Source organism: Rhodococcus sp. NFXS4, assembly GCF_058139645.1.
Genome location: NZ_CP192221.1, coordinates 632,853 through 654,079, shown reverse-complemented (window position 1 = coordinate 654,079; position 21,227 = coordinate 632,853). Strand labels below are relative to the sequence as shown.

Here is a 21,227-nt window from a genome sequence, read left to right as displayed (position 1 = left end):
CTCAGCGGTAGGGCCCCGCCATGCGCTCGAGGCGGGCGATGCGCTCCTCCATCGGCGGGTGCGTGGAGAACAGCTTGCTCGCCCGGTCACCCGCCCGGAACGGGTTGGCGATCATCAGGTGCGACTGGGCCGTGAGGCGCGGCTCGGGGGGCAGCGGGGCGGCCTGGGTGCCGCTCTGCAGCTTGCGGAGCGCGGAGGCCAGCGCCAGGGGATCGCCGGTGAGCTCGGCACCCGACTGGTCCGCCTGGTACTCCCGCGAGCGCGACACGGCCAGCTTCACCAGGGACGCCGCGATCGGTCCGAGCATCGACACCAGCAGCAGGGCCAGCGGGTTGGCGCCCTGCCCGTTCCCGCGCCCGCCGAAGACGTTCGCGAAGAACGCGAAGTTCGCGAGTCCGGACACCACGGCCGCCATGGCGCCAGCCACGGACGAGATGAGGATGTCGCGGTTGTAGACGTGCGAGAGCTCGTGGCCGAGGACCGCGCGCAGCTCACGCTCGTTCAGCAGCGCCAGGATTCCGCTGGTGCAACACACCGCCGCGTTGCGCGGGTTGCGTCCCGTGGCGAACGCGTTGGGGGCGTTGGTGGGGCTGATGTAGAGCCGCGGCATGGGCTGATGCGCCGCGGTGGCCAGCTCGCGGACGATCGCGAAGATGCGCGGGTACTCGACCTCGGTGATCGGCTGGGCGTGCATCGACTTCAGCGCCAGCTTGTCGCTGTTGAAGTAGGCGTACCCGTTCATGCCGACGGCCAGGACGACCGCGACCACCAGGATGGTCGAGTTCTGGAACAGAGCGCCGATGAAGACGATCAGAGCCGACATCCCGACCATCAGGCCGAACGTCTTCATGCCGTTCGCGAACTTCATCGTGTGTCGCCGATCCTCTCGCCGCAGTGCTTACTGCACGAACAACGACCGAGGTGACGCGGGTAGTTCCCGTCAGCTGATGCGGGCGACCGTGTACTCGACCAGCTTGCGCAGCGCGTCGTTGGCCGGGCCCTGCGGCAGAGCGTCCAGCTCGGTGCGCGCCCGCTGGGCGTAGGTGTCGAGCGTCTCGCGTGCCTTGGCCATGCCCGGCGAACGACCCAGCAGAGTCAACGCCTCCGCCACGTCCGCGTCGTCGGTGATGGGACCGCGCAGCAGGTGGCGGAGCCGGTCGCCGTCCGCACCCTCGTCGCGCAGCGCGAACAGCACGGGCAGCGTGTGGACGCCCTCGCGCAGGTCGGTGCCCGGCGTCTTGCCGGAGTCCGACGCGGCGGACGAGATGTCGATGATGTCGTCGGAGATCTGGAACGCGGTGCCCACCGCGTCGCCGAGACGCTCGAGCCGCTCGATGTGCTCGTCGTCGCCCCCGGAGAACGTGCCGCCGAAGCGACCGCTCGTCGCGATCAGCGAACCCGTCTTCTCCCACACCGTGGTGAGGTAGTGATCGACCGGATCCTGATCGGGCTTGCTGCCGATCGTCTCGCGCATCTGGCCCGTGACCAGCGCGGCGAACGTCTCGGCGATCGTACGCACGGCGGAGGGGCCCAGCGTCGAGACCAGGCGCGACGCGTGTGCGAAGAGATAGTCGCCCGCGAGGATGGCGACGCTGTTGCCCCAGCGCGCATTGGCGGACTCCACGCCGCGGCGCATGGCGGCCTCGTCCATGACGTCGTCGTGATACAGCGTCGCGAGGTGCACCATCTCGAGCACGGTGGCCGCGGTGACGATGTCCGGGCTGGACGCCTTGGGACCGAGCTGACCGGTGAGAATGGTGAACAGCGGGCGGAACCGCTTGCCGCCGGCCTTGGCGAGGTGCAGCGCCGCCTCGGTGAGGAAGTCCTCACCGTCGGACAGCTCGGTCACGAGCAGGCTCTCGACCTCGGCCATCGCCGCGCGCACGATCTCCGCGAACTCCGCGTTCCCGAGATCCACGCCCGCCACCACGGTGGCCCCACTCGCACTCGTCTCGGTCACCGCGCTCGCACCCATTTCTCGTCGTCGAACACCTCGCGCGGCTCCGGGCCTCGGCGCCGCGTCTGCCTCCAACCTATCGTGCCTGCAAGATGGAACGATGACGGATGGACGCGCACAGGGTGTGACACCGGGAACTCGACGCGTGACCGACGTTCTCGTCGTCGGAGCGGGACCCGCGGGCAGCGCCGCCGCGGCCTGGTCCGTACGAGCTGGTCACGACACGATTCTCGCGGACGCCGCCACGTTCCCGCGCGACAAGACCTGCGGTGACGGACTCACACCGCGTGCCGTGGCCGAGCTCGACGAGCTGGGACTCGGTGACTGGGTGCGCTCGCGGGCGATCAATCGTGGCCTACGCCTCACCGGATTCGGTCAGGAACTCACGCTGCCGTGGCCGGGTGGCTCCCTCCCCGACATCGGTTCCGCGGTACCGCGTACCGAGTTGGACGACCGGATCCGCCGGGTGGCCGTCGACGACGGCGCGGTGATGATGGAGAACGCCAAGGCCGTCGATGCGGTGCTGGTGAGCGGGCGGGTCACCGAGGTGATGTTCGACACCGCCGACGGCTCTGTCGCCGTGGCCTGCCGCACGCTGATCGTGGCCGACGGGGTGCGCTCGCCGCTCGGCAAGATCCTCGGCCGTACGTGGCACCGCGACACCGCCTTCGGGGTCGCGGCACGGGCGTACGTCACGAGTGACCGCAGTGAGGACGAGTGGATCACCTCGCACCTCGAGCTCCGCGACGGGGAGGGCACCCTGCAGGCCGGCTACGGGTGGGTGTTCCCGCTGGGCGTGAACGACGAGGGCACCGGCGAGGTGAACGTGGGGGTGGGGACGCTCGCAACCTCGAAGCGCCCGGCTGCCGGCGCGCTGCGACCTCTCCTGAATCTCTATGCGTCACAACGGGAGTCCGAGTGGGGTCTGAGCGGCGGCGTGCGCCGCGTGCAGTCCGCCCTGCTGCCGATGGGCGGCGCGGTCTCGGACGTGGCGGGCCCCAACTGGGCGCTCGTCGGCGATGCGGCGGCCTGCGTGAATCCGCTCAACGGTGAGGGCATCGACTACGGACTCGAGGGTGGTCGACTGATCGCCGAACACCTGGACGGCGCAGACCTGACGCAGGTGTGGCCGGCGGTACTCCGCGAGCACTACGGGCAGAGCTTCTCGGTCGCTCGTCGCCTCGCGGGACTGCTGACGGTGCCGCGGTTCCTGCCCGCCACGGGGCCGATCGGCATGCGGTCGCGCGCGATCATGACCGTCGCCGTGCGGGTGATGGGCAACCTCATCACCGACGAGGATCGCGACGTGGTCGCGCGCGCCTGGCGGGCCGCGGGATCGACGTCACTGAAGGTGGACGACCGGCCACCGTTCTCCTGAGAGTGCCCGGCTGCCTCGGGAGCCGGGCCCGGTCAGCGCCCCGGTCGGAAGGCGTACACGGTGGTGCCGTCCGGCAGAAGTATCCCGTCGCGATCGCGGAAGCCGCACTCGAGAGACGCCACGACGCGTTGCAGCACGGGGAGCCGTGCCTGCTCGTCGAGTCCGGCGTGGACGGCGAGGGACAGTTCGGCTCCGTACAGCGCCAGGATGGCCTCGACCGCGCCGGCGAGCGCCGGGTCCTTGGCCTGGTAGAACGCGAAACGGTCCGCTTCCATCGTGTAGTCGCGCTCGTTGCCGCCCGCCAGTACCCGCACCCCGAACTCGGCCAGGTACTCCACCATGCGGCGCTCGGTGGCGCCGAAGCCGATCGACCGGCGGTCCGGCGAGAGGGTGTCGACGACGCGCTTGGTGTCCATGATCAACAGGCCCAGGTCGTTGGCGTCGAGCAGACCGAGGTCGGCGCGCATGGCGTCGCGCAGCAGACGCTGGATCTCGATCAGGAACCCGTGCTCACGGTTCAGCCGCTCGACGGCCGGACCCGGCATCGCGCCCGTCGTGGAGTAGGGCACCAGCACCCGGAGATCGAGCGACATGAGCATCTCGAGCAGCGGCGCGACGCGCTGGCGGGCCACGACGACGGTGATCGTCGAGATGCGCAGCAGTTCCTGATAGGCGGCGTCGACGTCGGCCTGCAGGTCGTCGGCACCCGGCGGCAGTGCGGTCGCGTCGGGGGCGGTCCGGCGACGTACGGCGTCGATCCAGACCCGCTGGAAGGTGGTCAGCGCGACCGACAACTCCTGGTAGCGCTCGGTGACCTGGTCGCGTACCAGCGACGTCTCGACGGCCTGGCGACCGGAATCGTGGGTCAGCTCGGCGCGGATGGTGCGCAGCTCGCGCGCGCGGCGCGTCTCCCTGGTGAGGTGTATGCGCGTGGTGCTGACGGCCCAACCGGCCCCGCCGGCGGCGACGGCCGAGGCAGCGAGGGTGGCATAGGGCAGCCAATCCGGTACGGGCATGCGCAGATCATGCCGTATCCGGACACGGTACGAACACCGATAGGTGCGTTCTCCGTATCTTTCAGTACACCGGTTTCACGGCGCTGTGCAAGGTGACGATGCCGCCCGTGAGATTGCGCCACTGCACGCGGCCCCATCCCGCGGACTGCATGCGCCGCGCGAGCTCCGCCTGGTCCGGCCAGGCGCGAATGGATTCCGCCAGGTAGACGTAGGCGTCGGGATTGCTGCTGACGGTGCGGGCCACGGCCGGGAGCGCCTTCATCAGGTACTCCATGTAGACGGTGCGGAACGCCGGGAAGACCGGTGTGGAGAACTCGCACACCACCAACCGTCCGCCGGGCCGGACCACCCGCAGGATCTCGGCGAGGCCGGCGTTGTGATCGGCCACATTGCGGAGACCGAACGAGATGGTGGCGGCGTCGAACACGTCGTCGCCGTAGGGCAGGTGCATCGCGTCGCCCGCGATCATCGGGACGCCGCGCGAGAGGCCCGCGCGGAGCATGCCCTTGGAGAAGTCGGTGGCGACGCACCAGGCGCCGGACCGGCCCAGTTCCTCCGTGGACACTCCGGTCCCGGCCGCGAGATCGAGCACCGCTTCCCCGGGCTTCAGCGCGAGCGCGTCGCGCGTCGCGCGCCGCCAGCCGCGGTCCTGCCCGAAGGACAGGACGGTGTTGGTCAGGTCGTACCGCTTCGCGACTCCGTCGAACATGGACGCGACGTCGTGCGGTTGCTTGTCCAGTTGCGCTCTGGAGCCGTGTGCTGCCACACCTGAACAGTACGTGGGCCGCGCACTCACCTAGGCCGCCGTCGTCCGCCGTCCGACGTCCGAGGTGCCGATGACCGCCTCGTAGTGGCCGATCAACTGGCTGCACAGCGCGGGCCAGGTGCGATGCAGGACGGACTTGCGCGCGGACGTGGCGAACCTCGCACGCGTGGTGGGGTCGGCGAGGGCCTGCACGGCGCTCGGCAGCAACTCCTCGTACCGATCCACGGGCAGCAGGTACCCGTTGCGGCAGTGGCTCACCAGATCGCGGGGACCGCCGGCGTCGGGTCCGATCACGGGGACACCGCTCGCGAGCGCCTCCTGGACGGTCTGGCAGAACGTCTCGTGCTCACCGGGGTGCGCGAACACGTCGAAGGACGCGTAGGCCTCCGACAGGGCCTGCCCGCCCAGCTGACCGGTGAACACCGCGGACGGCATGAGCGCCTCGAGCCGCGCGCGCTCCGGACCGTCACCGACGATCACCACACGCACGCCCGGTGTCCGCTCGAGTACCGCGAGGCGTTCCACGTGCTTCTCCGGTGCCAACCGGCCGACGAAGCCCACCACCAGCGCGTCGCCCGCGTCCCACTGCGCACGACGCTCCGCGTTCCGCGACGACGGCGCGAAGCGCACGGTGTCCACTCCCCGACCCCAGCGATGCACGCGGGGGATGCCGTGCGCGGCGAGTGCGTCCATCGCCGACGTAGACGGTGCGAGGGTGCGGGCACTGCCCTTGTGGATCCGGCGGGTCCACGCCCAGCAGGCACGCGAGGTCAACCCGAGACCGTAACTCTCGGCGAACCCGGCGACATCGGTCTGATAGACGGCGACGGCCGGGACGTCCAGCCTCCGCGCGGCCGCGAGGCCACCGGCACCGAGCGAGAACGGCGATGCCAGGTGCACCACGTCGGGCGCGAACGAGCGCAGCGCGGCGGTCATACCGGGGCTCGGCACGCCGACGGGCAGCGAACTCACCTTGGGGACCATCACCGACGGCACTCGCAGAACCGGGAACGAGCCGTGTGAGGTCGGTGCCGCGGGCACCCCGGCCGGCGTGTCCGGCGCGACGATCATGGCGTCGTGACCTGCGGACTCCGCATGCTCGAGCACACGGAGAATCGAGTTGGTGACACCGTTGACGTGAGGCAGGAACGATTCGGCGACCACGGCTATGCGCACACCGTGAACTGTTCCGCGCCGCGACGACCGCGATGCGAGGGCGACGTGACCAGCGGGCGAACCCCGGGCGAACCCTCCGGTACCGGGTCAGACGCGCGCGTCGCGGCGCCGCAGGTAGAGGATCGACGGGCCGGCGATCAGCCACGTGACGACGATGACGGAGAGCGCGGGCACGACGGCCACCGAGGCGTCGCGGCCGGCGACCCGCACCAGGTCGGGATCGCTGCGGGAGTACTCGACGTCGATGCGCTGACCGGCGACGAGGTTGGTCGGGTACAGCACTCCGAGCTTGGGATTGTGCATCTCGCCGTCGGGAGTCACGAAGCTCACCGCCGAGCGCAGACGTCCGGCCGACAGCACCTCGGCCGTGGCGACGCCCTCGTCCGAGGAGATGGTGTGGTCGTTGCGCCACGCCGCGAGGACCAACAGGACCGCGAGCACCGAGACGACGGTGGCGATCACCAGGAGAACGGTGGGAACGCGCGAGCGGCGCCGCACGGGGGCCTCGTCCGCCTCGGAGTTCTCGACAGCAGGCATGTCGCCACCGGACATCTCGGCACCGGCCGGACTCGGGACGACGGGGTTCACCAGAACAGGCTAGCGACCGCACCACGCAGGACGTCGGCAGCGGTACGCCGAGTAACGTCTCCCGCCATGGGGCGGAAATTCAGTTACACCGAGGACTTCGACGTGACACCGGCGCAGGCGCACTCCGCCTTGACGGACGAAGCGTTGTGGGACAAGCGAACCAAGGAGGTCTCCGACCGGGCCAGCGTGGAGTACTCGCACCGGCCCGACGGCGGCTTCGACGTGGTGATCTCCGAGGGGGTCGGCGCGTCCGTGCTGCCGGGGTTCGTCCGGAAGGTGATTCGCGGCGACCTGGTGATCACGCGGAAGGACAGCTGGGGACCGCTCGAAGGCGACCGTGCGAACGGCACGCTCGAGGGCGGATCGACGGGCTTGACCTCGAAGGTGCGCGGAACGTTCGAACTGGTGCCTCATGGCACCGGATCGCGCCTGACCCTGAAGGGGACGGCCGAGGTGAAGGTCCCGTTCGTCGGCGGCAAGATCGAGGGCATGGTCACCGAGATGATCGGCAAGATGGTGCACTCCGAGAGCAAGCAGGCCCGGGAGTACCTCGCCGACAGGGCCTAGAGGGCAGCGCGGATCGAAGCATGCAGATCGCGTAGACCGGACCGATCGGTGGTCACCTCGAGCACCCGGGTGCCCTCGGCGTGACCCGTGAGCAGCTTCGCGAGCTCGTCGGGATCGACCCGCCGGTGCGGGATCCGGTACGCGGCACACAGCGCCGCGAGGTCCATGCCGTGCGGAGTGCCGAACACGCGCTCGAAGACGCCCGCGTACTGGGGATCACCCTGCTCGAGCAGTTCGAAGATGCCGCCACCGTCGTCGTTCGCGACGACGATGGTGAGGTCCCGCGGTCGGGGCTCCCCGGTGCCGATGAGCAATCCGGACGCGTCGTGCAGGAACGTCAGGTCCCCCATCAACGCGATGGTGCGGCCGTCGTGTGCCAGCGCAGCGCCCACCGCGGTGGAGACGGTGCCGTCGATGCCCGCCACACCGCGATTGGACAGCACCCGGACGTCCTCCGCCGGGTAGCCGACCAGCGCCATGTCGCGCACCGGGTTGGAGGCGCCGAGCACGAGCAGGTCACCCGGCCGACGTGCCGACGACACGGCGGCGGCGACGTGCAGACCCGTTGGAATCGAGAGCGAGTCGAGCTGCCCGCGGACCGCGGCATCGGCCGACTCCGAGGCGTCGGCACAGCGACGCAGCCACTCGGGTGACGGTGTCCCGGTGACCAGCGCGCGCGTTCCGGTCGCCACGACGTTGCCCGAGACGTCGGGCCAGCGGGGTCCGGTGGTGAGTGCGATGACGGAGACGGCCGGATCGGCCAGCACCTTCGAGACCTGACGATGCAGCGTGGGACGCCCGGTGATGATGGCCTGGCGCGGCGACAGCGCACCGAGCGCGAGCGGGTTGAGCGGGTGGCCGTGCAGGGGCGCGGTCGGCTCGGCGACCGTCGGCAGCCCGGCGAGTTCCGGCCGATAGGCGGCGCCGTGTCCGGAGATGACGACGGTGTCCACCGAGAGGTCCAGGTCCACCGGAACGTCGAGCGTCGCGTACTGCGTGGTGGTCCACGGGGAGCCGTCGGGACGTCCCTCCGGGGCGGGGCGGGAGTCGGCCGGGTCGGGCGTGAGGGGCTCGCGCAGCGGCATGTCGAAGTGGACCGGGCCGGCGTTGCCCGAGCGCGTACCGCGTGCGGCAGCCAGGACGCGGCACACTGCCGACCGCCACTGGCTGTTGACCTGGTCGGACTCCTCGGCGAGACCGAGGCTGATGGTCGCGCGCACCTGACCCGCGAACAGGCCGAGTTGCTCGACCGTCTGGTTGGCGCCGGTGCCGAGCATCTCGTAGGGGCGGTTGGCGCTGAGCACGACCAGCGGAATGCGGGCGTAGTTGGCCTCGAGCACGGCGGGTCCGAGATTGGCGACGGCGGTTCCGGACGTCATCACGACAGGGACGGGTCGGCGGCCGGACACGGCCAGTCCGATGGCGAGGAAGCCGGCGGTGCGTTCGTCGATGCGCATGTGCAGGCGGACGCGACCGGCGCGGTCGGCGGCCTCGAGCGCGAACGCGAGCGGCGCGTTACGCGAGCCAGGGCACAGCACGACGTCCTGGACGCCGCCGCGGATCATCTCGTCGACGACGACGACGGCTTGAGAGGTGGACGGATTCACCATTTCAGAGTGTCACAGATGCCGGACCTGCCTGAATGATCGGCCGGCCTCCAGGGCGCGCGTGGCCCTGGCACGATGAACCGGTGCGCACACACTTCGATCCGCAGACCATGGACGCCGGCGACTACTACAAGCTTCTCACCACGTCAGTGGTGCCCAGACCCATCGCGTGGGTGTCGACGGTCTCCGCGGACGGCGTACCGAACCTGGCGCCGTACAGCTTCTTCTCCGTCTCCTCCAGCGCACCCGCCGTGGTGCAGTTCACGTCGGTCGGCCGCAAGGACAGCCTGCGGAACATCGAGGAGACGGGCGAGTTCGTCGTCAACCTCGCCACCGAGTCGTTGTTCGAGCAGATCAATCAGACGTCCGCGAACTACGACGCCTCGGTGAGCGAGTACACCGCGGTCGACCTCGAGAGCGAGCCCAGTGAGACCGTCCGCCCGCCGCGCGTCGTCGCGTCCCCGCTCTCGATCGAGGCGACGCTCCATCAGGTGGTCGAGGTGGGCAACTCGTTCGTCGTCATGGGCGCGGTCACGATGATCACGGTGCGTCCGGAGTTCCTCGCGGAGGACGGGTTGCCCGACTTCAGCGCCCTCGCACCGCTGAGCCGGCTCGGCCGCGACGAGTGGGGCATGCCCCCGGCCGTGCGACGAATCCAGCGCCCCGACAGGCCTTGAGTCCGGATCGGGTCCCGTTCGACCGCTCGCGCACGGTGCGCTGGGCCTCGCTCGCTCTGGCGACCGTCGTCGTCGCCGTCCTGGCGGAGCGGGTCGGCGTTCCGTCGGCCGCTCTGTTCGTCGCGCTCGCCGTGGCGACGGTGTTCGCGTTGTGCGGATGGGGCCCGGGGAAGGTTCCGCGCACCGCGTCGATGGGCGCGCAGGCCGTGCTCGGCGTCGAGATCGGCACCCTGCTCGATCGGGACACGATGTCCTCGCTGGGGTCCGACTGGATCTGGGTGGTGGTCGTCTCGCTCGGCACCCTGGTGCTGTCCATCGCGGCCGGCGCTCTCCTCGGACTGCATCGTGACCTCGACGCCACCACCGGCGCCCTCGCACTCGTGGCCGGGGGTGCGTCCGGCATGGTCGCGATCGCCCGTGATCTGGGCGGCGACGAGCGGGTGGTCGCCGTGGTGCAGTACGTCCGGGTGCTGCTGGTCACCGCGTCGCTACCGTTCGTCGCCACGGTGGTCTTCTCGGCGGACACCGGACAGGGCGGATCACTCGACACCGCCTCCGCCCCGCTCTGGACGGACGCGCTCTTCATCGCGGTGTGCCTGCTGGTGGGCATCCCGCTGGGCCGACTGATCCGCCTGCCAGCACCCGCCCTGCTCGGACCGCTGCTGATCTCCGGTGCCGCGGACCTGCTGGGGTGGACGGGCGACGCCGGCGTGCCGATCCTGGCGCTCCAGCTCGTCTACATCGTCATCGGGTGGCAGGCAGGCCTGCAGTTCACCCTCGACAGCCTGAAGTCCATCGGCCGCATCATCCCGTGGGCAGTACTGCTGATCATCGCCATCGCGGTGGGCTGCGCGCTGCTCGGCCTGATCCTGGTGGGCACCACCGGTATCACCCCGTACGAGGCCTACCTCGCCACGACGCCGGGCGGTATCTACGCGGTGCTCGCGCTGGCGGCGGCGAGCAGCGTGAACGTGACCTTCGTCGTGGCGGCCCAGGTGCTCCGGGTGTTCATGATGCTGCTGGTGGTCCCGCTGTTCACCCGGGCACGCGGGCGCGGTTAGCCGTTCGCGTCCTGCACGAGCCGCGCGACGACATCGGGTGTCAGGGTTCCGTCGCCGAAGGCCACCATGCGGGCGAGCGGGACGCTCGACAGGAAGACTGCCGTCTCCGGATTGCCCATCATCGCCTGTGCCACCGACGGTCCGTCGCCGTCCTCGATGGCCGCCCGCAGCAGGTCACCGCCGCGCGGATCGTCCAGCCACTCGGTAACGGTCGACTCGGCCGTCAACGGCAGGCGGACGTCGTCGCCCGTCACGGAGACGATCGCGACGCTCCGGAGATCGCGCGACGATGCCGCCGCGGCCACGACGTACTCGCCCGGCGCCACGATCCAGGACGACACCCGGGTGTCCCAGTACGCCAGGTCGGCCCGCCGGACGGTGAGAGTCACGGTCTCGGTCGCACCCGCGGCGATCTCGACCGACTCGAACGCCGCGAGCTCACGCGGAACACGGTGCGCGTCCTCGTCGGGCGCGGACACGTAGATCTGCACGACCTCCCGGCCGTCCCGGTCCCCGGTGTTGGTCACCGGCACCGTGACGTCGATGCCGTGCTCCCCCACCGTCGCGGTCACGTCGCCGTACTCGAACGTCGTGTACGACAGGCCCCACCCGAAGGGGTACGACACGTCGGTCTCGCGCGCATCGAAGCCGCGGTAGCCCACGTGGATGCCCTCGCCGTAGCGGACGACCCCGTGCTCACCGGGGAAGTCCAGGTAGGACGGGTGGTCCTCGAGCCGGAGCGGAACGGTCTCGGCGAGCCGTCCCGACGGGTTCACGACGCCGAACAGCACGTCGGCGATCGCTCCGCCGCCGGCCTGTCCCAGCAGCCACGTCTCGAGGATCGCGGGGACGTCGGTGTCCCACGGAGACGTCAGGACCACGCCGCCGTTCGACAGCACCACCACGGTGTTCTCGTTCACCGCGCGCACTCGCTCGACCAGGGCCAGATGGCCTTCCGGCAGCGCCAGCGTGGTGCGGTCCATGCCCTCGGTCTCGGGATCGTTGCCGACGAAGACGAGGGCGATGTCGTGCGTGCGAGCGAGTTCGACGGCCTCGTTCAGCAGTCCGTCGTCGGCGCCGGTCTCCTCGGTCGACGCGTGGTCGGCGTCGTACCCGGGCGCGAACGCCACCTCACCCTGCGCGGCAGCGGTGATCGCCGACAGCGCGTCGTCCAACCGGGTCGGGGTGATCTGCGAACTACCGCCGCCCTGGTAGCGCGGGGTGCGGGCGATCTCGCCGAGCACGGCGATCGATCCGGAACCCGGTGCGAGGGGCAGCAGACCGTCGTTCTTCAGCAGGACGATCGCCCGGCTCGCGATCTCTCGGGCCAGCGCGTGGTGGGCATCGTGATCGACGTCCACGGAACCGCTCGCGTCCTGCGCGCGCTCGACCAGTGCGCGTACGCGGGCCGCCGCCGTCTCCAGAGCGCCCGGATCGAGCGCACCGGACTCCGCCGCGTCGGCGACCCGCTGGTCACCGTCAGCGTCGGGTCCGGGCATCGTCAGGTCGAGGCCCGCGGCGATCGAGTCGACCCGGTCCACGACGGCGCCCCAGTCGGAGACGACGGCGCCCTCGAAACCCCACTCGCCGCGCAGCACGTCCGTCAGGAGCCACCGGTTCCGCGAGGCGTGGACGCCGTTGATGCGGTTGTAGGAGCACATGACGGTCCACGGCTGCGCCTGCTCCACCACACGCTGGAACGCCCGGAGGTAGATCTCGCGCAGGGTGCGTTCGTCCACCTCGGCGCTCACGCGCATGCGGTCGGTCTCCTGGCTGTTGACCGCGAAGTGCTTGAGCGAGGTGCCGACACCCCGGCTCTGCACGCCCTGCACGTAGGCGGCGGCGAGCGTGCCCGTGAGCAACGGGTCCTCCGAGAAGTATTCGAAGTTGCGGCCACCGAGCGGGCTGCGCTTGATGTTGATGCCGGGGCCCAGCAGGACGGACACGTCCATCGACCGGGCCTCGGTGGCCAGCGCCTCTCCCATCCGCCGCAGCAGGTCGGGATCCCAGGTACTCGCGGTGGCGGTGGCCGGCGGGAAGCACGTCGCGGGTCGTCCGGAGAACATGTCGCTGTCGCTCGCCTGCATCCGCACGCCGTGCGGGCCGTCGGTCAGCGTGATCGCCGGGAGCCCGTCCTGCTGCTCGGTGCTCCAGAAGTTGCGTCCACTGGTGAGGGCTGCGAGATCGTTGCGTGGAGTCATGGCTCCATCATCGACGATCCGGCCCTCCGTGCGCCTTTCGCGCATCCGGGGACACGCGAAAGGCGCACGGGGGTCAGGCTGCGTACTTCTGCACCAGGGCGCCGACGCGCGGGAGAGCCTCGGTGACGTTCTTCTTCGCCGAGGGGCGGAGCGAGGAGTACGCCTTCTTGATGGTCGACTTGCTGGTCTCGTCGATGCGCGCGTCGGTGACGGACAGCAGCGCGTCGGACGCCTCGTCACCGTTCGCGGCGAGGAACTCACCGAACGTGCCGGTCGGCGCGGCCTGGTACCGCTGCCAGAACGGGTCGAGCTTCTCGACGAAGCTCGGCCACAGCTTGGCGACCGCATCGTCGACGACGCTGGGGCTCACCTTCTTCACGGCGCCGTATCCGCCCTTGACCGCCAGGCCGGAGGCGCCCTTCTTGTCGGAGACCTCGGCGTCGATCAGCGCGCGGACGTCCGCGCGCACGGCCGGTGCGGTGTTCTCGTCGAGGAGGGTGGTCTGCAGTGATGCCACGGGAAACAATCCTGTCGTCGGGAGTCAGGCCGGAGGCCGTTCTCTTGGTTGAGAGTCGGGCGCAAACGCCGTTCTCGGAGAAGGTTTCTGGTCGGCGCGACCCTACAACAGAGCGAGGGGATGGCACCGGGCGAGACGCTCCAGCCACCACGTCCGCCGATCGTCCGGGGCGGCGAGCTCGCGGAGTCGATCCGGATCGGGGACGACGGTGTCGACCCGCAGACGACCGTCGACGAGTGCTCGCGGCTCGGCCACGTCGGTGACGAACAGTGCGCCGGTGCCCAGGCCGCACGCGGCACTCGACGGCAGGGCCGCCGCCGCGGCGAGTCCCGCGGACATGCCGATCGCCGAGTCGAGGGCGCTCGACACGACCACGGGGACGCCGTACTGCGCCAATTCCTCGGCGAGCCGCAGCACCGCCCGCACCCCGCCCAGCGGCGGCACCTTGACGACGGCCACGTCGGCGGCCCCGGCCCGCACCACGCGCAGCGGGTCCTCGGCTCGCCGGATGCTCTCGTCGGCGGCGATCGACACTCCGCGCACGCGTCTGCGCACCTCGGCGAGTTCCTCGACCGTCGCGCAGGGCTGCTCCGCGTACTCGAGGTCACCGTTCTCGGTGAGGGCGCGCAAGGCCGTCTCGGCCTCGTCGACCGTCCAGCCCCCGTTGGCGTCGACACGCACGGTGGGGACGAGCGCCCGGACCGCCTCGACTCGTGCGACGTCGTCGTCGAGGGTCTGGCCCTTCTCGGCGACCTTGACCTTCGCCGTACGCGTGCCGGGATAGCGCGCGAGCACGGCGGGCACCTCGGCGGCGGGCACCGCGGGCACGGTGGCGTTGACCTCGACGTGGTCCCGCACCGGATCGGGCGCGCCCTGCCAGGCCATCTCGATGCCGGCACGCAGCCATGCCGACGCCTCGGCGTCGTCGTACTCGGGGAAGGCGCCGAACTCGCCCCATCCGGCGGGTCCGGAGAACACCAGTACCTCCCGCGTCGTGATGCCGCGGAACCGGGTGCGCATGGGCAGCGACAGCACGTGGGCCGACGCGACGATCTCGTCGAGCCCGGGAGCGGGTGCCGCCGTCACTGCTGGCCGGGGAGCAACTGCACCATGAGGGCGTTGCTCTCGGCGACGAGCGTGCCGTCCTGCTTGGTCAACCGGGCCTCGATGAACGTCTTGCGGCCCTCGACCTTCGTCACGTGCCCCTCGGCAACGAGCTGCTCGTTCAACGGGGTCACGGCGCGGTAGTCGATGTGCAGGAAGGCGGTGCGGCTGATCGGGCGACCGTACGCGTGCTGGATCAGCCCGAAGAGGTCGTCGAACAGCAACGGCAGCGTGCCGCCGTGGGCTGCGCCGTTGCCGCCGAGATGGAACCGGCGGAACACACCGGTGGACCGTACGCCCTCGGCGCCGTACTTCTCGATGGTCCACGGCAGCATCAGCAGACTGCCGCGACCCGGGAGCTCCAGCGCGCGGCCCGCCGGTGACAGACCCTCCGGCACCACGTACGGCGCCATGGTCGCGGCGAGTTTCTCCGCCTGGTCGGCGGCCAGGGCGAGCTGGTCGTCCGGCAGGTCCGTGGACACCGCGAGGTCCTGGACGGTGCGCAACGCCTCGATCAACCGGCCGTAGTCCGGCGGCGGCGTGGCCCTGGTGAACTTCGGGAATCCGCCGTGGGGGGAATCGTCGGTCATCGGACGACGGTAACGCGGAGTCCGATTCGGTCCGTCGTTAGGCTGTCGAGGGTGACCGATCAGACCTCGCCGTTCCAGCCCGAGCAGTGGACCGCGGTCCCCGGCTTCGAGGACCTGGTGGACATCACGTACCACCGCCACGTCACCGACGGCACCGTGCGCATCGCGTTCGATCGCCCCGAGGTACGCAACGCCTTCCGCCCCGGCACCGTCGACGAGCTGTACCGCACGCTCGACCACGCCCGGATGACCTCCGACGTCGGCGCCGTCCTCCTCACGGGCAACGGGCCCAGCGAGAAGGACGGCGGGTGGGCCTTCTGTTCCGGCGGCGACCAGCGCATCCGGGGGCGGTCCGGCTACCAGTACGCCAGCGGCGACACGGCCGAGACCGTGGACCGGGCGCGCGCGGGACGCCTGCACATCCTCGAGGTGCAGCGCCTGATCCGCACGATGCCCAAGGTCGTGATCTGCCTCGTCAACGGGTGGGCCGCGGGCGGCGGACACAGCCTGCACGTGGTCTGCGACCTGACTCTGGCGAGCCGGGAACACGCCCGCTTCAAGCAGACCGACGCCGACGTGGGCAGCTTCGACGGCGGATACGGCAGCGCGTACCTGGCGAAGATGGTGGGGCAGAAGTTCGCTCGCGAGATCTTCTTCCTCGGTGACACCTACACCGCCGAGGACATGCACCGGATGGGTGCTGTGAACAAGGTGGTCGATCACGCCGACCTCGAGACCGTCGCCATCGAGTGGGGGCGCACGATCAACGGCAAGTCCCCGCAGGCGCAGCGAATGCTCAAGTACGCGTTCAATCTTCAGGACGACGGGCTGGTGGGGCAGCAGCTGTTCGCGGGCGAGGCGACGCGGTTGGCCTACATGACCGACGAGGCCGTGGAGGGTCGCGACTCGTTCCTCGAGAAGCGTGAGCCGGACTGGTCTCCCTACCCCTGGTACTTCTGAGAGGCGACCGACGATGGAGGTGCTGGCGAGCCGGATCATTCTGCGGCCGAAAAACGTCGACGAGACACTGAGCTTCTATCGGGACCGGTTGCGGCTCGGCATCTTCCGCGAGTATCCCGGTGGCGTGGTGTTCTTCGCGGGGCAGTCGCTGATCGAGGTGGCCGGACACGGGCAGGCCGGAGGCCGGTCGACAGCTGACGGCGAGCCGACGGCGGGTGCGATGGCGACGATCCTGCTGCAGGTGCGTGACGTCGAGGCGGCACGCGCCGAGCTCGAGGCGGCGGGCGTCGAAGTCGTGCGGCCTCCGCAGACCGAGCCCTGGGGACTGACGGAGATGTGGATCGCCGACCCCGACGGCACACGCATCGTCGTGGTCGAGGTTCCGCCCGACCATCCGCAACGCCGTGGCTGATCTGACCGTCCTCCCGGTGCCCAGCGGAGACGCGGTGCTGAGTCTGCTGCCGCGACTGCGCGCCGTGCTCGACGGTACCGCCGAGCCGGTCCTGCCGGTCCCCGCCGACGACGATCGTGAGCGTCGACGCCTCGCCGACGCGCTGTCACCGGGCACTCCCGCGGAGCCGGGTACCGCGATGGTGCTCGCCACGTCCGGGTCGACGGGAACCCCGAAGGGAGCCCTGCTCGGGGCGGCCGCACTCCGGGCCAGCGCCGCCGCCACCCATACCCGGCTGGGTGGGCCGGGACAGTGGTTGCTCGCGCTGCCGGCCCATCACATCGCCGGGATGCAGGTGGTGCTGCGCTCCCTCGCCGCCGGCCACGAACCCGCGGTGGTGGACGTGTCGACGGGATTCGACCCCGCGCACCTCGTCCGCGCGGTCGCGTCGATGATCGGGCCCCGGCGCTACACCTCCCTCGTCCCCACCCAGATGGTGAAGGCGCTCGATCGTCCGGACGCCGTCGCGGCGCTCGCGTCCCTCGACGCCGTTCTGCTCGGCGGGGCCGCGACCCCGGCTCCCGTGCTCGACCGCGCACTCGCTGCGGGGATCACCGTGGTCCGCACCTACGGGATGAGCGAGACCTGCGGCGGGTGCGTCTACGACGGCGTTCCCCTGGACGGCGTGACCGTCGGCCTCGAGGCGGACGGCCGGGTGCGCCTCGGCGGACCCACACTGGCGAACGGTTACCGCGGAATGCCTGATCACCCGGCGTTCGCCGAGGCGGGGTGGTTCCGCACCGATGATCTCGGACGCCTGCAGGGCGACCGTCTGCAGATTCTCGGGAGGGCCGACGACGCCATCACCACGGGCGGACTCACCGTCGTACCGCGAGTGGTGGAAGACGCCGTCGCGGGGATCGACGGGGTCGCCGAGTGCGTCGTGGTCGGCGTTCCCGATCCGCGCCTGGGCGAACGGGTGGGCGCACTGGTGGTGCTGCGGCCCGGTGTCGAGCTGTCGCCGGAGTCTCTCCGGGCGGCCGTCGCCGACGCGCTCGGCCCTGCCGCGGCACCCCGGCAGGTGCTGTTCGTGGACGCGCTCCCGGCCCGCGGCCCGGGCAAGGTGGACCGCGCGGCGGCGCGAACGACGCTGGTCGCGTGTGGTCCGACCGAATGACATCTCCCCCGCACGCCGAGGGGCGAGCCGCCCGAGACCGTGACGGTGAGTAAGGTCCTCCCGGTACATCCGGGTCGGGGGCTTGGTTGTTCGTGGGTTCGGAGGACAGTGACGATGGCGAGGCAGGCGACGGGAGCAGCTCCCGACGCGCACGACGGCTGGATCGTCGTGGAGACACTCGCCGAACCGCCCGACGGCAATGCCGGTCCCGTGGGGACCGTCGTCGCCAAGGACGGTCGGGCGAAGGACTGGACGGCGCTCTCCCGCGCGGTCGGCAGCAAGCGCATCGCGGACGCGGCGCGTGCGATGACCGCGTTCGTCGCGACCAGCGGCGAGGACGCGGCCGAGACCGTGCCGGGACTGCACAGTCCGCTGCGGGCCGTCGCGGTACCGGGTCCCCGGAAGGCCGTCCACGGTGTGATGCTGTACGCCGGTGACGATTCCGACGCACCGCCGCCCCTCGTCGTCGGCTACGACTGGTCCTCGTCACGTCGACAGTTCGCGTTCACGCCCGGCATCGCCGGCGTCACGGGCCGGGAGCCGGCATCGAAGCTCGCCGCACCGGCATTCGAGCTGTTCGACCACGCGGACGACGCCGACAGCGCGATGTATCTCCTCGTCGCTCTGCTCGACGCGGAACCCGGAACCCGCTGGGACGGCACCGTGGCGCTGCGTACCCCGCGCGGTGCCCGGCCCCTGCGCAATGCGGTGCGGACGGTGCTCGACACCTCGTCCGCCGACGACGCCAGCCGGTACGTCGACACCGTGTCGCACGCGTTGGCGATCTCGCTCCGCGCGGACGAACTCGTGGTGGCCGGACCGTCGGTCGAGGCGTTCGCGCTGCGGTCGCTGACGCGCAACTCCCCCACCGCGATCGCACTCATCGACACCGAGCGCGTGCGCGTCGTGCGGTGGCTGACAGATCCGGTGGAGAACATCCTGTGGAAGGGGCAGGTCGATCAGCGCGACACCCCGCACCCCTCGGACATCGCGCGCATCGTGTCGGCCTATCGCCGGATGCACGAGTGGGCGGACCATCGCACCGAGATCCCCGGCGTGCGACTGCGCCGTGTCGACGGCGGGTGGACAGTCGTCGACCTACGGGCGACACGTGTTCCGGGACAACGCTTCCTGATGGTGGAATTCCAACCGGTCGGATTCTCCGACGAGGACGATCCCGTCCCGCCCACCGACACCGGATACCCGGGTCGTGGGCCGCGCAGACGGTCCAGCTGAGCCTCTTCTCGGGCTCGAGCGTGTCAGGTTCGCGGCATACCGCACCGGGCCGCGAGGCAGCGCTCGAGATCCTCGGTGACCGCCCAGGCCGTGTCGAGGTCACCGCCGAGCAGCAGGGACCGCTGACGCAGTGTGAGCGCGCGGATGGCGCGGTCGAGTTCGACGTCCGTCATGGCCGCGACGGCGTCGTCGATGGTGGAACTGGTGATGTCGTCCATCGTTCATCCCCGGGGGTGCGACAGGTGAACCGATCGAAGGACCGGTTCCGCATTCGTGTGCCACGTTCACGGCCGACGGCGACAAGCCTGTGAGAAACCCCCGAGGTCGAGGGCGCACCCGGAGTGTACGCCGGGAGCGGTGGGCCTCACAACACGACCGCGCGGGGCCGCATCGGCACGCGTAGGCAATGATCCACACATGGCGACAGCATCCCAGTGGCTCGAAGGCGCACGGCCGCGCACACTTCCGAACGCGATCGCACCGGTCGTGGCCGCGGCGGGTGCGGCAGCGGCGGCCGGCGACGTGACGTGGTGGAAGGCCCCGGTGGCACTGCTCGTGTCGGTCGCCCTCATCGTCGGCGTGAACTTCTCCAACGACTACTCCGACGGCATCCGCGGAACCGACGACGACCGCGTCGGACCGATCCGCCTCGTCGGCTCCCGGCTGGCGACGCCGGCGGCCGTCCGCGGCGCGGCCGTGGCGTGCTTCGCACTCGCTGCCGTCGCGGGGCTCGTCCTCGCCCTGACGACGGCCTGGTGGCTGGTTCTCGTCGGTGTCGTGTGCATCGCAGGAGCCTGGTACTACACGGGCGGATCGAAGCCCTACGGCTACAGCGGCCTCGGAGAGATCGCCGTCTTCGTCTTCTTCGGCCTCGTCGCCGTGCTCGGCACCCAGTTCGTGCTCACCGATCGCGTCGACCTCGTGGGACTCGCGTGCGCCGTCGCGATGGGCTGCTTCTCGAGCGCCGTCCTGGTGGCCAACAACATCCGCGACATTCCCACCGACACCGAGGCGGGCAAGCTCACCCTCGCGGTCCGGCTGGGCGACGCCCGGAGCCGCGGTCTGCACGCCGCGCTGATCGGCGTGCCGTTCCTCGTCAGCCTGCTGCTGCTCCTGCACTCGCCGTGGGCCGTGCTGGGCGTCGTCGCCTTCCCGTTGGCCTGGCGTGCCAACGCCCCCGTCCGCACCCGGCAGCAGGGTCTCGCGCTCATTCCGGCGCTGCGCGACTCGGGTCTCGCGATGCTCGTCTGGGCGGTGGCGACCACCGTCGGCCTGCTGCTCGGATAGTCGCCGCGCGACGGATAATTCCGTTGCCGACGGTCATGATCTCCCTCTACGGTCGTCCCATGGACCCCGTGACCGAACCCGAGATCCGGACATCGTTCGTCAACTGCTCGAAGGGCGAGGCGAAGCGCATCCCGGTCCCCACCGATCTGGACGGTCGCCCGTGGGACGACCTGGACTTCCTCGGCTGGAGCGACCCCGCGTATCCGGGCCGCAGCTTCCTCGTCGTGCCGACCGCGGATCGGCTCGTCGGAGTCGCCCTGCGTTCGGAGAGCAGTTCTCGCCGATCTCAGATGTGCAGCATCTGCACCACCGGGCATCAGAACGGCGGTGTCACGCTGATGGTGGCCCGCAAGACCGGTGAGTCCGGCCGCCGCGGCAACACCGTCGGCACCTACCTGTGCTCGGATCTGGCCTGCTCCCTGTACGCGCGGCGGATCAAGACCCCGACGCTGGGACGGCAGTACCGCGACGACACCCCGGTCGAGGAGCGCGTCGGCAAGCTTCGCGAGACCATCACGGCATTCGTGGCGCGGCTGGACTGACCGCGGTCGGCGGCAGCCTCAGCGGCGCGCCGATCGCCGGTCCGGCACCAGTCCACCGAGAACCCAGTTGACGATGGACACGATCACCGCGCCCCAGAAGGCGGACCCGAAACCGTCGACGGTGAGCCCGTACCCGGTGCTCTCGGTGATGGCGGCGGTGAGCAGCAGCATCAACGCGTTGATCACCAACAGGAACAGCCCGAGGGTCAGCACGATGAGGGGCAGCGACAACAACTGCACGATCGGCTTGACCAAGGCGTTGATCACGGTGAACACGGCGGCGATCCCGATCAGCACCACCAGGTCCCAGCCCTGCCCGCGCCCCGAACTCGCGATCGAGATGCCGTCCACCCAGGACGCCGCCAGCCAGATCGCGAACGCCGTGACGATCAATCTGAGCACCAGAATCATGCGCCCCATGATGGCACG

The 21,227-nt window shown here is 70.5% G+C and carries 23 protein-coding genes; 10 read left to right on the top strand and 13 right to left on the bottom strand.

The window, feature by feature from the left end; genetic code table 11:
- Position 1: 1 nt before the first annotated feature.
- Together htpX and J4E04_RS03210 are read right to left on the bottom strand one after the other, a co-directional pair.
- Entirely contained in the window at positions 2-868 is an 867-nt protein-coding gene (gene htpX / locus J4E04_RS03215) for a zinc metalloprotease HtpX (protein ID WP_027504550.1), read from the bottom strand.
- 72 nt (positions 869-940) lie between these two features.
- Positions 941-1,975 (bottom strand): polyprenyl synthetase family protein, encoded by a 1,035-nt coding sequence (locus J4E04_RS03210; RefSeq protein WP_051613090.1) that lies wholly within the window; start codon positions 1,973-1,975, stop codon positions 941-943.
- Positions 1,976-2,057: 82 nt separating this feature from the next.
- Between J4E04_RS03210 and J4E04_RS03205 the strand changes: the two genes are divergently transcribed.
- The gene (locus tag J4E04_RS03205; protein ID WP_490149873.1) at positions 2,058-3,335 is read left to right on the top strand and encodes a geranylgeranyl reductase family protein; all 1,278 of its coding nucleotides are present in this window, start codon (positions 2,058-2,060) and stop codon (positions 3,333-3,335) included.
- Between the two features lie 32 nt (positions 3,336-3,367).
- Here the strand turns inward: J4E04_RS03205 and J4E04_RS03200 are convergent, their stop codons facing one another.
- The 4 genes from J4E04_RS03200 to J4E04_RS03185 form a co-directional block, all read right to left on the bottom strand.
- Complete coding sequence (locus J4E04_RS03200) at positions 3,368-4,351, bottom strand: hypothetical protein (protein WP_490149872.1); 984 nt, start codon at positions 4,349-4,351, stop codon at positions 3,368-3,370.
- A 61-nt stretch (positions 4,352-4,412) separates the two neighbouring features.
- On the bottom strand, positions 4,413-5,117 hold the full coding sequence (locus J4E04_RS03195) for a demethylmenaquinone methyltransferase (RefSeq protein WP_027504546.1): 705 nt from the start codon (positions 5,115-5,117) through the stop codon (positions 4,413-4,415).
- A 30-nt stretch (positions 5,118-5,147) separates the two neighbouring features.
- Positions 5,148-6,293 (bottom strand): glycosyltransferase family 4 protein, encoded by a 1,146-nt coding sequence (locus tag J4E04_RS03190; RefSeq protein ID WP_027504545.1) that lies wholly within the window; start codon positions 6,291-6,293, stop codon positions 5,148-5,150.
- An 87-nt stretch (positions 6,294-6,380) separates the two neighbouring features.
- Positions 6,381-6,830, bottom strand: a complete 450-nt coding sequence (locus J4E04_RS03185; protein WP_051613160.1) for a DUF3592 domain-containing protein — start codon at positions 6,828-6,830, stop codon at positions 6,381-6,383.
- Positions 6,831-6,947: 117 nt separating this feature from the next.
- On the opposite strand from J4E04_RS03185, the gene J4E04_RS03180 reads away from it, so the two are divergent.
- Positions 6,948-7,448 carry a DUF2505 domain-containing protein gene (locus tag J4E04_RS03180; protein ID WP_027504543.1) on the top strand — a complete coding sequence of 167 codons (501 nt, stop codon included), beginning with the start codon at positions 6,948-6,950 and terminating at the stop codon, positions 7,446-7,448.
- Here the strand turns inward: J4E04_RS03180 and menD are convergent.
- Positions 7,445-9,055, bottom strand: coding sequence for a 2-succinyl-5-enolpyruvyl-6-hydroxy-3-cyclohexene-1-carboxylic-acid synthase (menD, locus tag J4E04_RS03175; RefSeq protein ID WP_490150496.1), 1,611 nt, complete (start codon positions 9,053-9,055; stop codon positions 7,445-7,447). The genes J4E04_RS03180 and menD overlap by 4 nt on opposite strands.
- An 83-nt stretch (positions 9,056-9,138) precedes the next feature.
- Here menD and J4E04_RS03170 point away from each other — a divergent pair, with 83 nt between their 5' ends.
- Positions 9,139-9,732, top strand: coding sequence for a flavin reductase family protein (locus J4E04_RS03170; protein WP_490149871.1), 594 nt, complete (start codon positions 9,139-9,141; stop codon positions 9,730-9,732).
- Positions 9,729-10,793, top strand: a complete 1,065-nt coding sequence (locus J4E04_RS03165) for an AbrB family transcriptional regulator (RefSeq protein WP_307108244.1) — start codon at positions 9,729-9,731, stop codon at positions 10,791-10,793. Before J4E04_RS03170 ends, J4E04_RS03165 begins: the two co-directional genes overlap by 4 nt.
- Here J4E04_RS03165 and J4E04_RS03160 read toward each other — a convergent pair.
- From J4E04_RS03160 to J4E04_RS03145, 4 genes are all read right to left on the bottom strand, one after another.
- Positions 10,790-12,994: a glycoside hydrolase family 3 C-terminal domain-containing protein gene (locus J4E04_RS03160; RefSeq protein WP_490149870.1), complete on the bottom strand. Its 2,205-nt coding sequence runs from the start codon at positions 12,992-12,994 to the stop codon at positions 10,790-10,792. The genes J4E04_RS03165 and J4E04_RS03160 overlap by 4 nt on opposite strands.
- A gap of 73 nt (positions 12,995-13,067) precedes the next feature.
- Positions 13,068-13,511 carry a DUF6918 family protein gene (locus tag J4E04_RS03155; RefSeq protein ID WP_037184699.1) on the bottom strand — a complete coding sequence of 148 codons (444 nt, stop codon included), beginning with the start codon at positions 13,509-13,511 and terminating at the stop codon, positions 13,068-13,070.
- Between the two features lie 102 nt (positions 13,512-13,613).
- Positions 13,614-14,597, bottom strand: coding sequence for an o-succinylbenzoate synthase (locus J4E04_RS03150; RefSeq protein ID WP_490149869.1), 984 nt, complete (start codon positions 14,595-14,597; stop codon positions 13,614-13,616).
- Positions 14,594-15,205 carry a PaaI family thioesterase gene (locus J4E04_RS03145; RefSeq protein ID WP_027504536.1) on the bottom strand — a complete coding sequence of 204 codons (612 nt, stop codon included), beginning with the start codon at positions 15,203-15,205 and terminating at the stop codon, positions 14,594-14,596. Before J4E04_RS03145 ends, J4E04_RS03150 begins: the two co-directional genes overlap by 4 nt.
- A gap of 51 nt (positions 15,206-15,256) precedes the next feature.
- Here J4E04_RS03145 and J4E04_RS03140 point away from each other — a divergent pair, with 51 nt between their 5' ends.
- The 4 genes from J4E04_RS03140 to J4E04_RS03125 all read left to right on the top strand — a co-directional run bounded on the left by J4E04_RS03140 (position 15,257) and on the right by J4E04_RS03125 (position 18,969).
- Positions 15,257-16,165, top strand: a complete 909-nt coding sequence (locus J4E04_RS03140) for a 1,4-dihydroxy-2-naphthoyl-CoA synthase (RefSeq protein ID WP_373425200.1) — start codon at positions 15,257-15,259, stop codon at positions 16,163-16,165.
- Between the two features lie 13 nt (positions 16,166-16,178).
- The gene (locus J4E04_RS03135; protein ID WP_056441662.1) at positions 16,179-16,577 is read left to right on the top strand and encodes a VOC family protein; all 399 of its coding nucleotides are present in this window, start codon (positions 16,179-16,181) and stop codon (positions 16,575-16,577) included.
- Positions 16,570-17,733: an o-succinylbenzoate--CoA ligase gene (menE, locus tag J4E04_RS03130; RefSeq protein ID WP_490149868.1), complete on the top strand. Its 1,164-nt coding sequence runs from the start codon at positions 16,570-16,572 to the stop codon at positions 17,731-17,733. Before J4E04_RS03135 ends, menE begins: the two co-directional genes overlap by 8 nt.
- Positions 17,734-17,847: 114 nt before the next feature.
- A complete protein-coding gene (locus J4E04_RS03125; protein ID WP_490149867.1) occupies positions 17,848-18,969 on the top strand; it encodes a GAF domain-containing protein in 1,122 nt (373 codons plus the stop codon).
- A 23-nt stretch (positions 18,970-18,992) separates the two neighbouring features.
- Here the strand turns inward: J4E04_RS03125 and J4E04_RS03120 are convergent, their stop codons facing one another.
- Complete coding sequence (locus tag J4E04_RS03120) at positions 18,993-19,187, bottom strand: hypothetical protein (protein WP_037184696.1); 195 nt, start codon at positions 19,185-19,187, stop codon at positions 18,993-18,995.
- A gap of 199 nt (positions 19,188-19,386) precedes the next feature.
- Between J4E04_RS03120 and J4E04_RS03115 the strand changes: the two genes are divergently transcribed.
- Both J4E04_RS03115 and J4E04_RS03110 read left to right on the top strand, forming a co-directional pair.
- Positions 19,387-20,256 carry a 1,4-dihydroxy-2-naphthoate polyprenyltransferase gene (locus J4E04_RS03115; protein WP_490149866.1) on the top strand — a complete coding sequence of 290 codons (870 nt, stop codon included), beginning with the start codon at positions 19,387-19,389 and terminating at the stop codon, positions 20,254-20,256.
- Between the two features lie 59 nt (positions 20,257-20,315).
- A complete protein-coding gene (locus J4E04_RS03110; RefSeq protein WP_490149865.1) occupies positions 20,316-20,798 on the top strand; it encodes an FBP domain-containing protein in 483 nt (160 codons plus the stop codon).
- A gap of 18 nt (positions 20,799-20,816) precedes the next feature.
- Here J4E04_RS03110 and J4E04_RS03105 read toward each other — a convergent pair whose 3' ends face one another.
- Positions 20,817-21,209 (bottom strand): phage holin family protein, encoded by a 393-nt coding sequence (locus J4E04_RS03105; RefSeq protein ID WP_027504529.1) that lies wholly within the window; start codon positions 21,207-21,209, stop codon positions 20,817-20,819.
- Positions 21,210-21,227: the final 18 nt, after the last annotated feature.

What these genes read in the sequence shown, in the direction of transcription:
- J4E04_RS03125 (WP_490149867.1), top strand. Translation starts at nt 17,848, where the DNA reads ATGGCGAGGCAGGCGACGGGAGCAGCTCCCGACGCGCACGACGGCTGG.
- J4E04_RS03115 (WP_490149866.1), top strand. Translation starts at nt 19,387, where the DNA reads ATGGCGACAGCATCCCAGTGGCTCGAAGGCGCACGGCCGCGCACACTT.
- J4E04_RS03105 (WP_027504529.1), bottom strand. Translation starts at nt 21,209, where the DNA reads ATGATTCTGGTGCTCAGATTGATCGTCACGGCGTTCGCGATCTGGCTG.
- J4E04_RS03135 (WP_056441662.1), top strand. Translation starts at nt 16,179, where the DNA reads ATGGAGGTGCTGGCGAGCCGGATCATTCTGCGGCCGAAAAACGTCGAC.
- J4E04_RS03110 (WP_490149865.1), top strand. Translation starts at nt 20,316, where the DNA reads ATGGACCCCGTGACCGAACCCGAGATCCGGACATCGTTCGTCAACTGC.
- J4E04_RS03205 (WP_490149873.1), top strand. Translation starts at nt 2,058, where the DNA reads ATGACGGATGGACGCGCACAGGGTGTGACACCGGGAACTCGACGCGTG.
- J4E04_RS03200 (WP_490149872.1), bottom strand. Translation starts at nt 4,351, where the DNA reads ATGCCCGTACCGGATTGGCTGCCCTATGCCACCCTCGCTGCCTCGGCC.
- J4E04_RS03180 (WP_027504543.1), top strand. Translation starts at nt 6,948, where the DNA reads ATGGGGCGGAAATTCAGTTACACCGAGGACTTCGACGTGACACCGGCG.
- J4E04_RS03160 (WP_490149870.1), bottom strand. Translation starts at nt 12,994, where the DNA reads ATGACTCCACGCAACGATCTCGCAGCCCTCACCAGTGGACGCAACTTC.
- J4E04_RS03120 (WP_037184696.1), bottom strand. Translation starts at nt 19,187, where the DNA reads ATGGACGACATCACCAGTTCCACCATCGACGACGCCGTCGCGGCCATG.
- J4E04_RS03185 (WP_051613160.1), bottom strand. Translation starts at nt 6,830, where the DNA reads ATGCCTGCTGTCGAGAACTCCGAGGCGGACGAGGCCCCCGTGCGGCGC.
- htpX (WP_027504550.1), bottom strand. Translation starts at nt 868, where the DNA reads ATGAAGTTCGCGAACGGCATGAAGACGTTCGGCCTGATGGTCGGGATG.
- J4E04_RS03145 (WP_027504536.1), bottom strand. Translation starts at nt 15,205, where the DNA reads ATGACCGACGATTCCCCCCACGGCGGATTCCCGAAGTTCACCAGGGCC.
- J4E04_RS03210 (WP_051613090.1), bottom strand. Translation starts at nt 1,975, where the DNA reads ATGGGTGCGAGCGCGGTGACCGAGACGAGTGCGAGTGGGGCCACCGTG.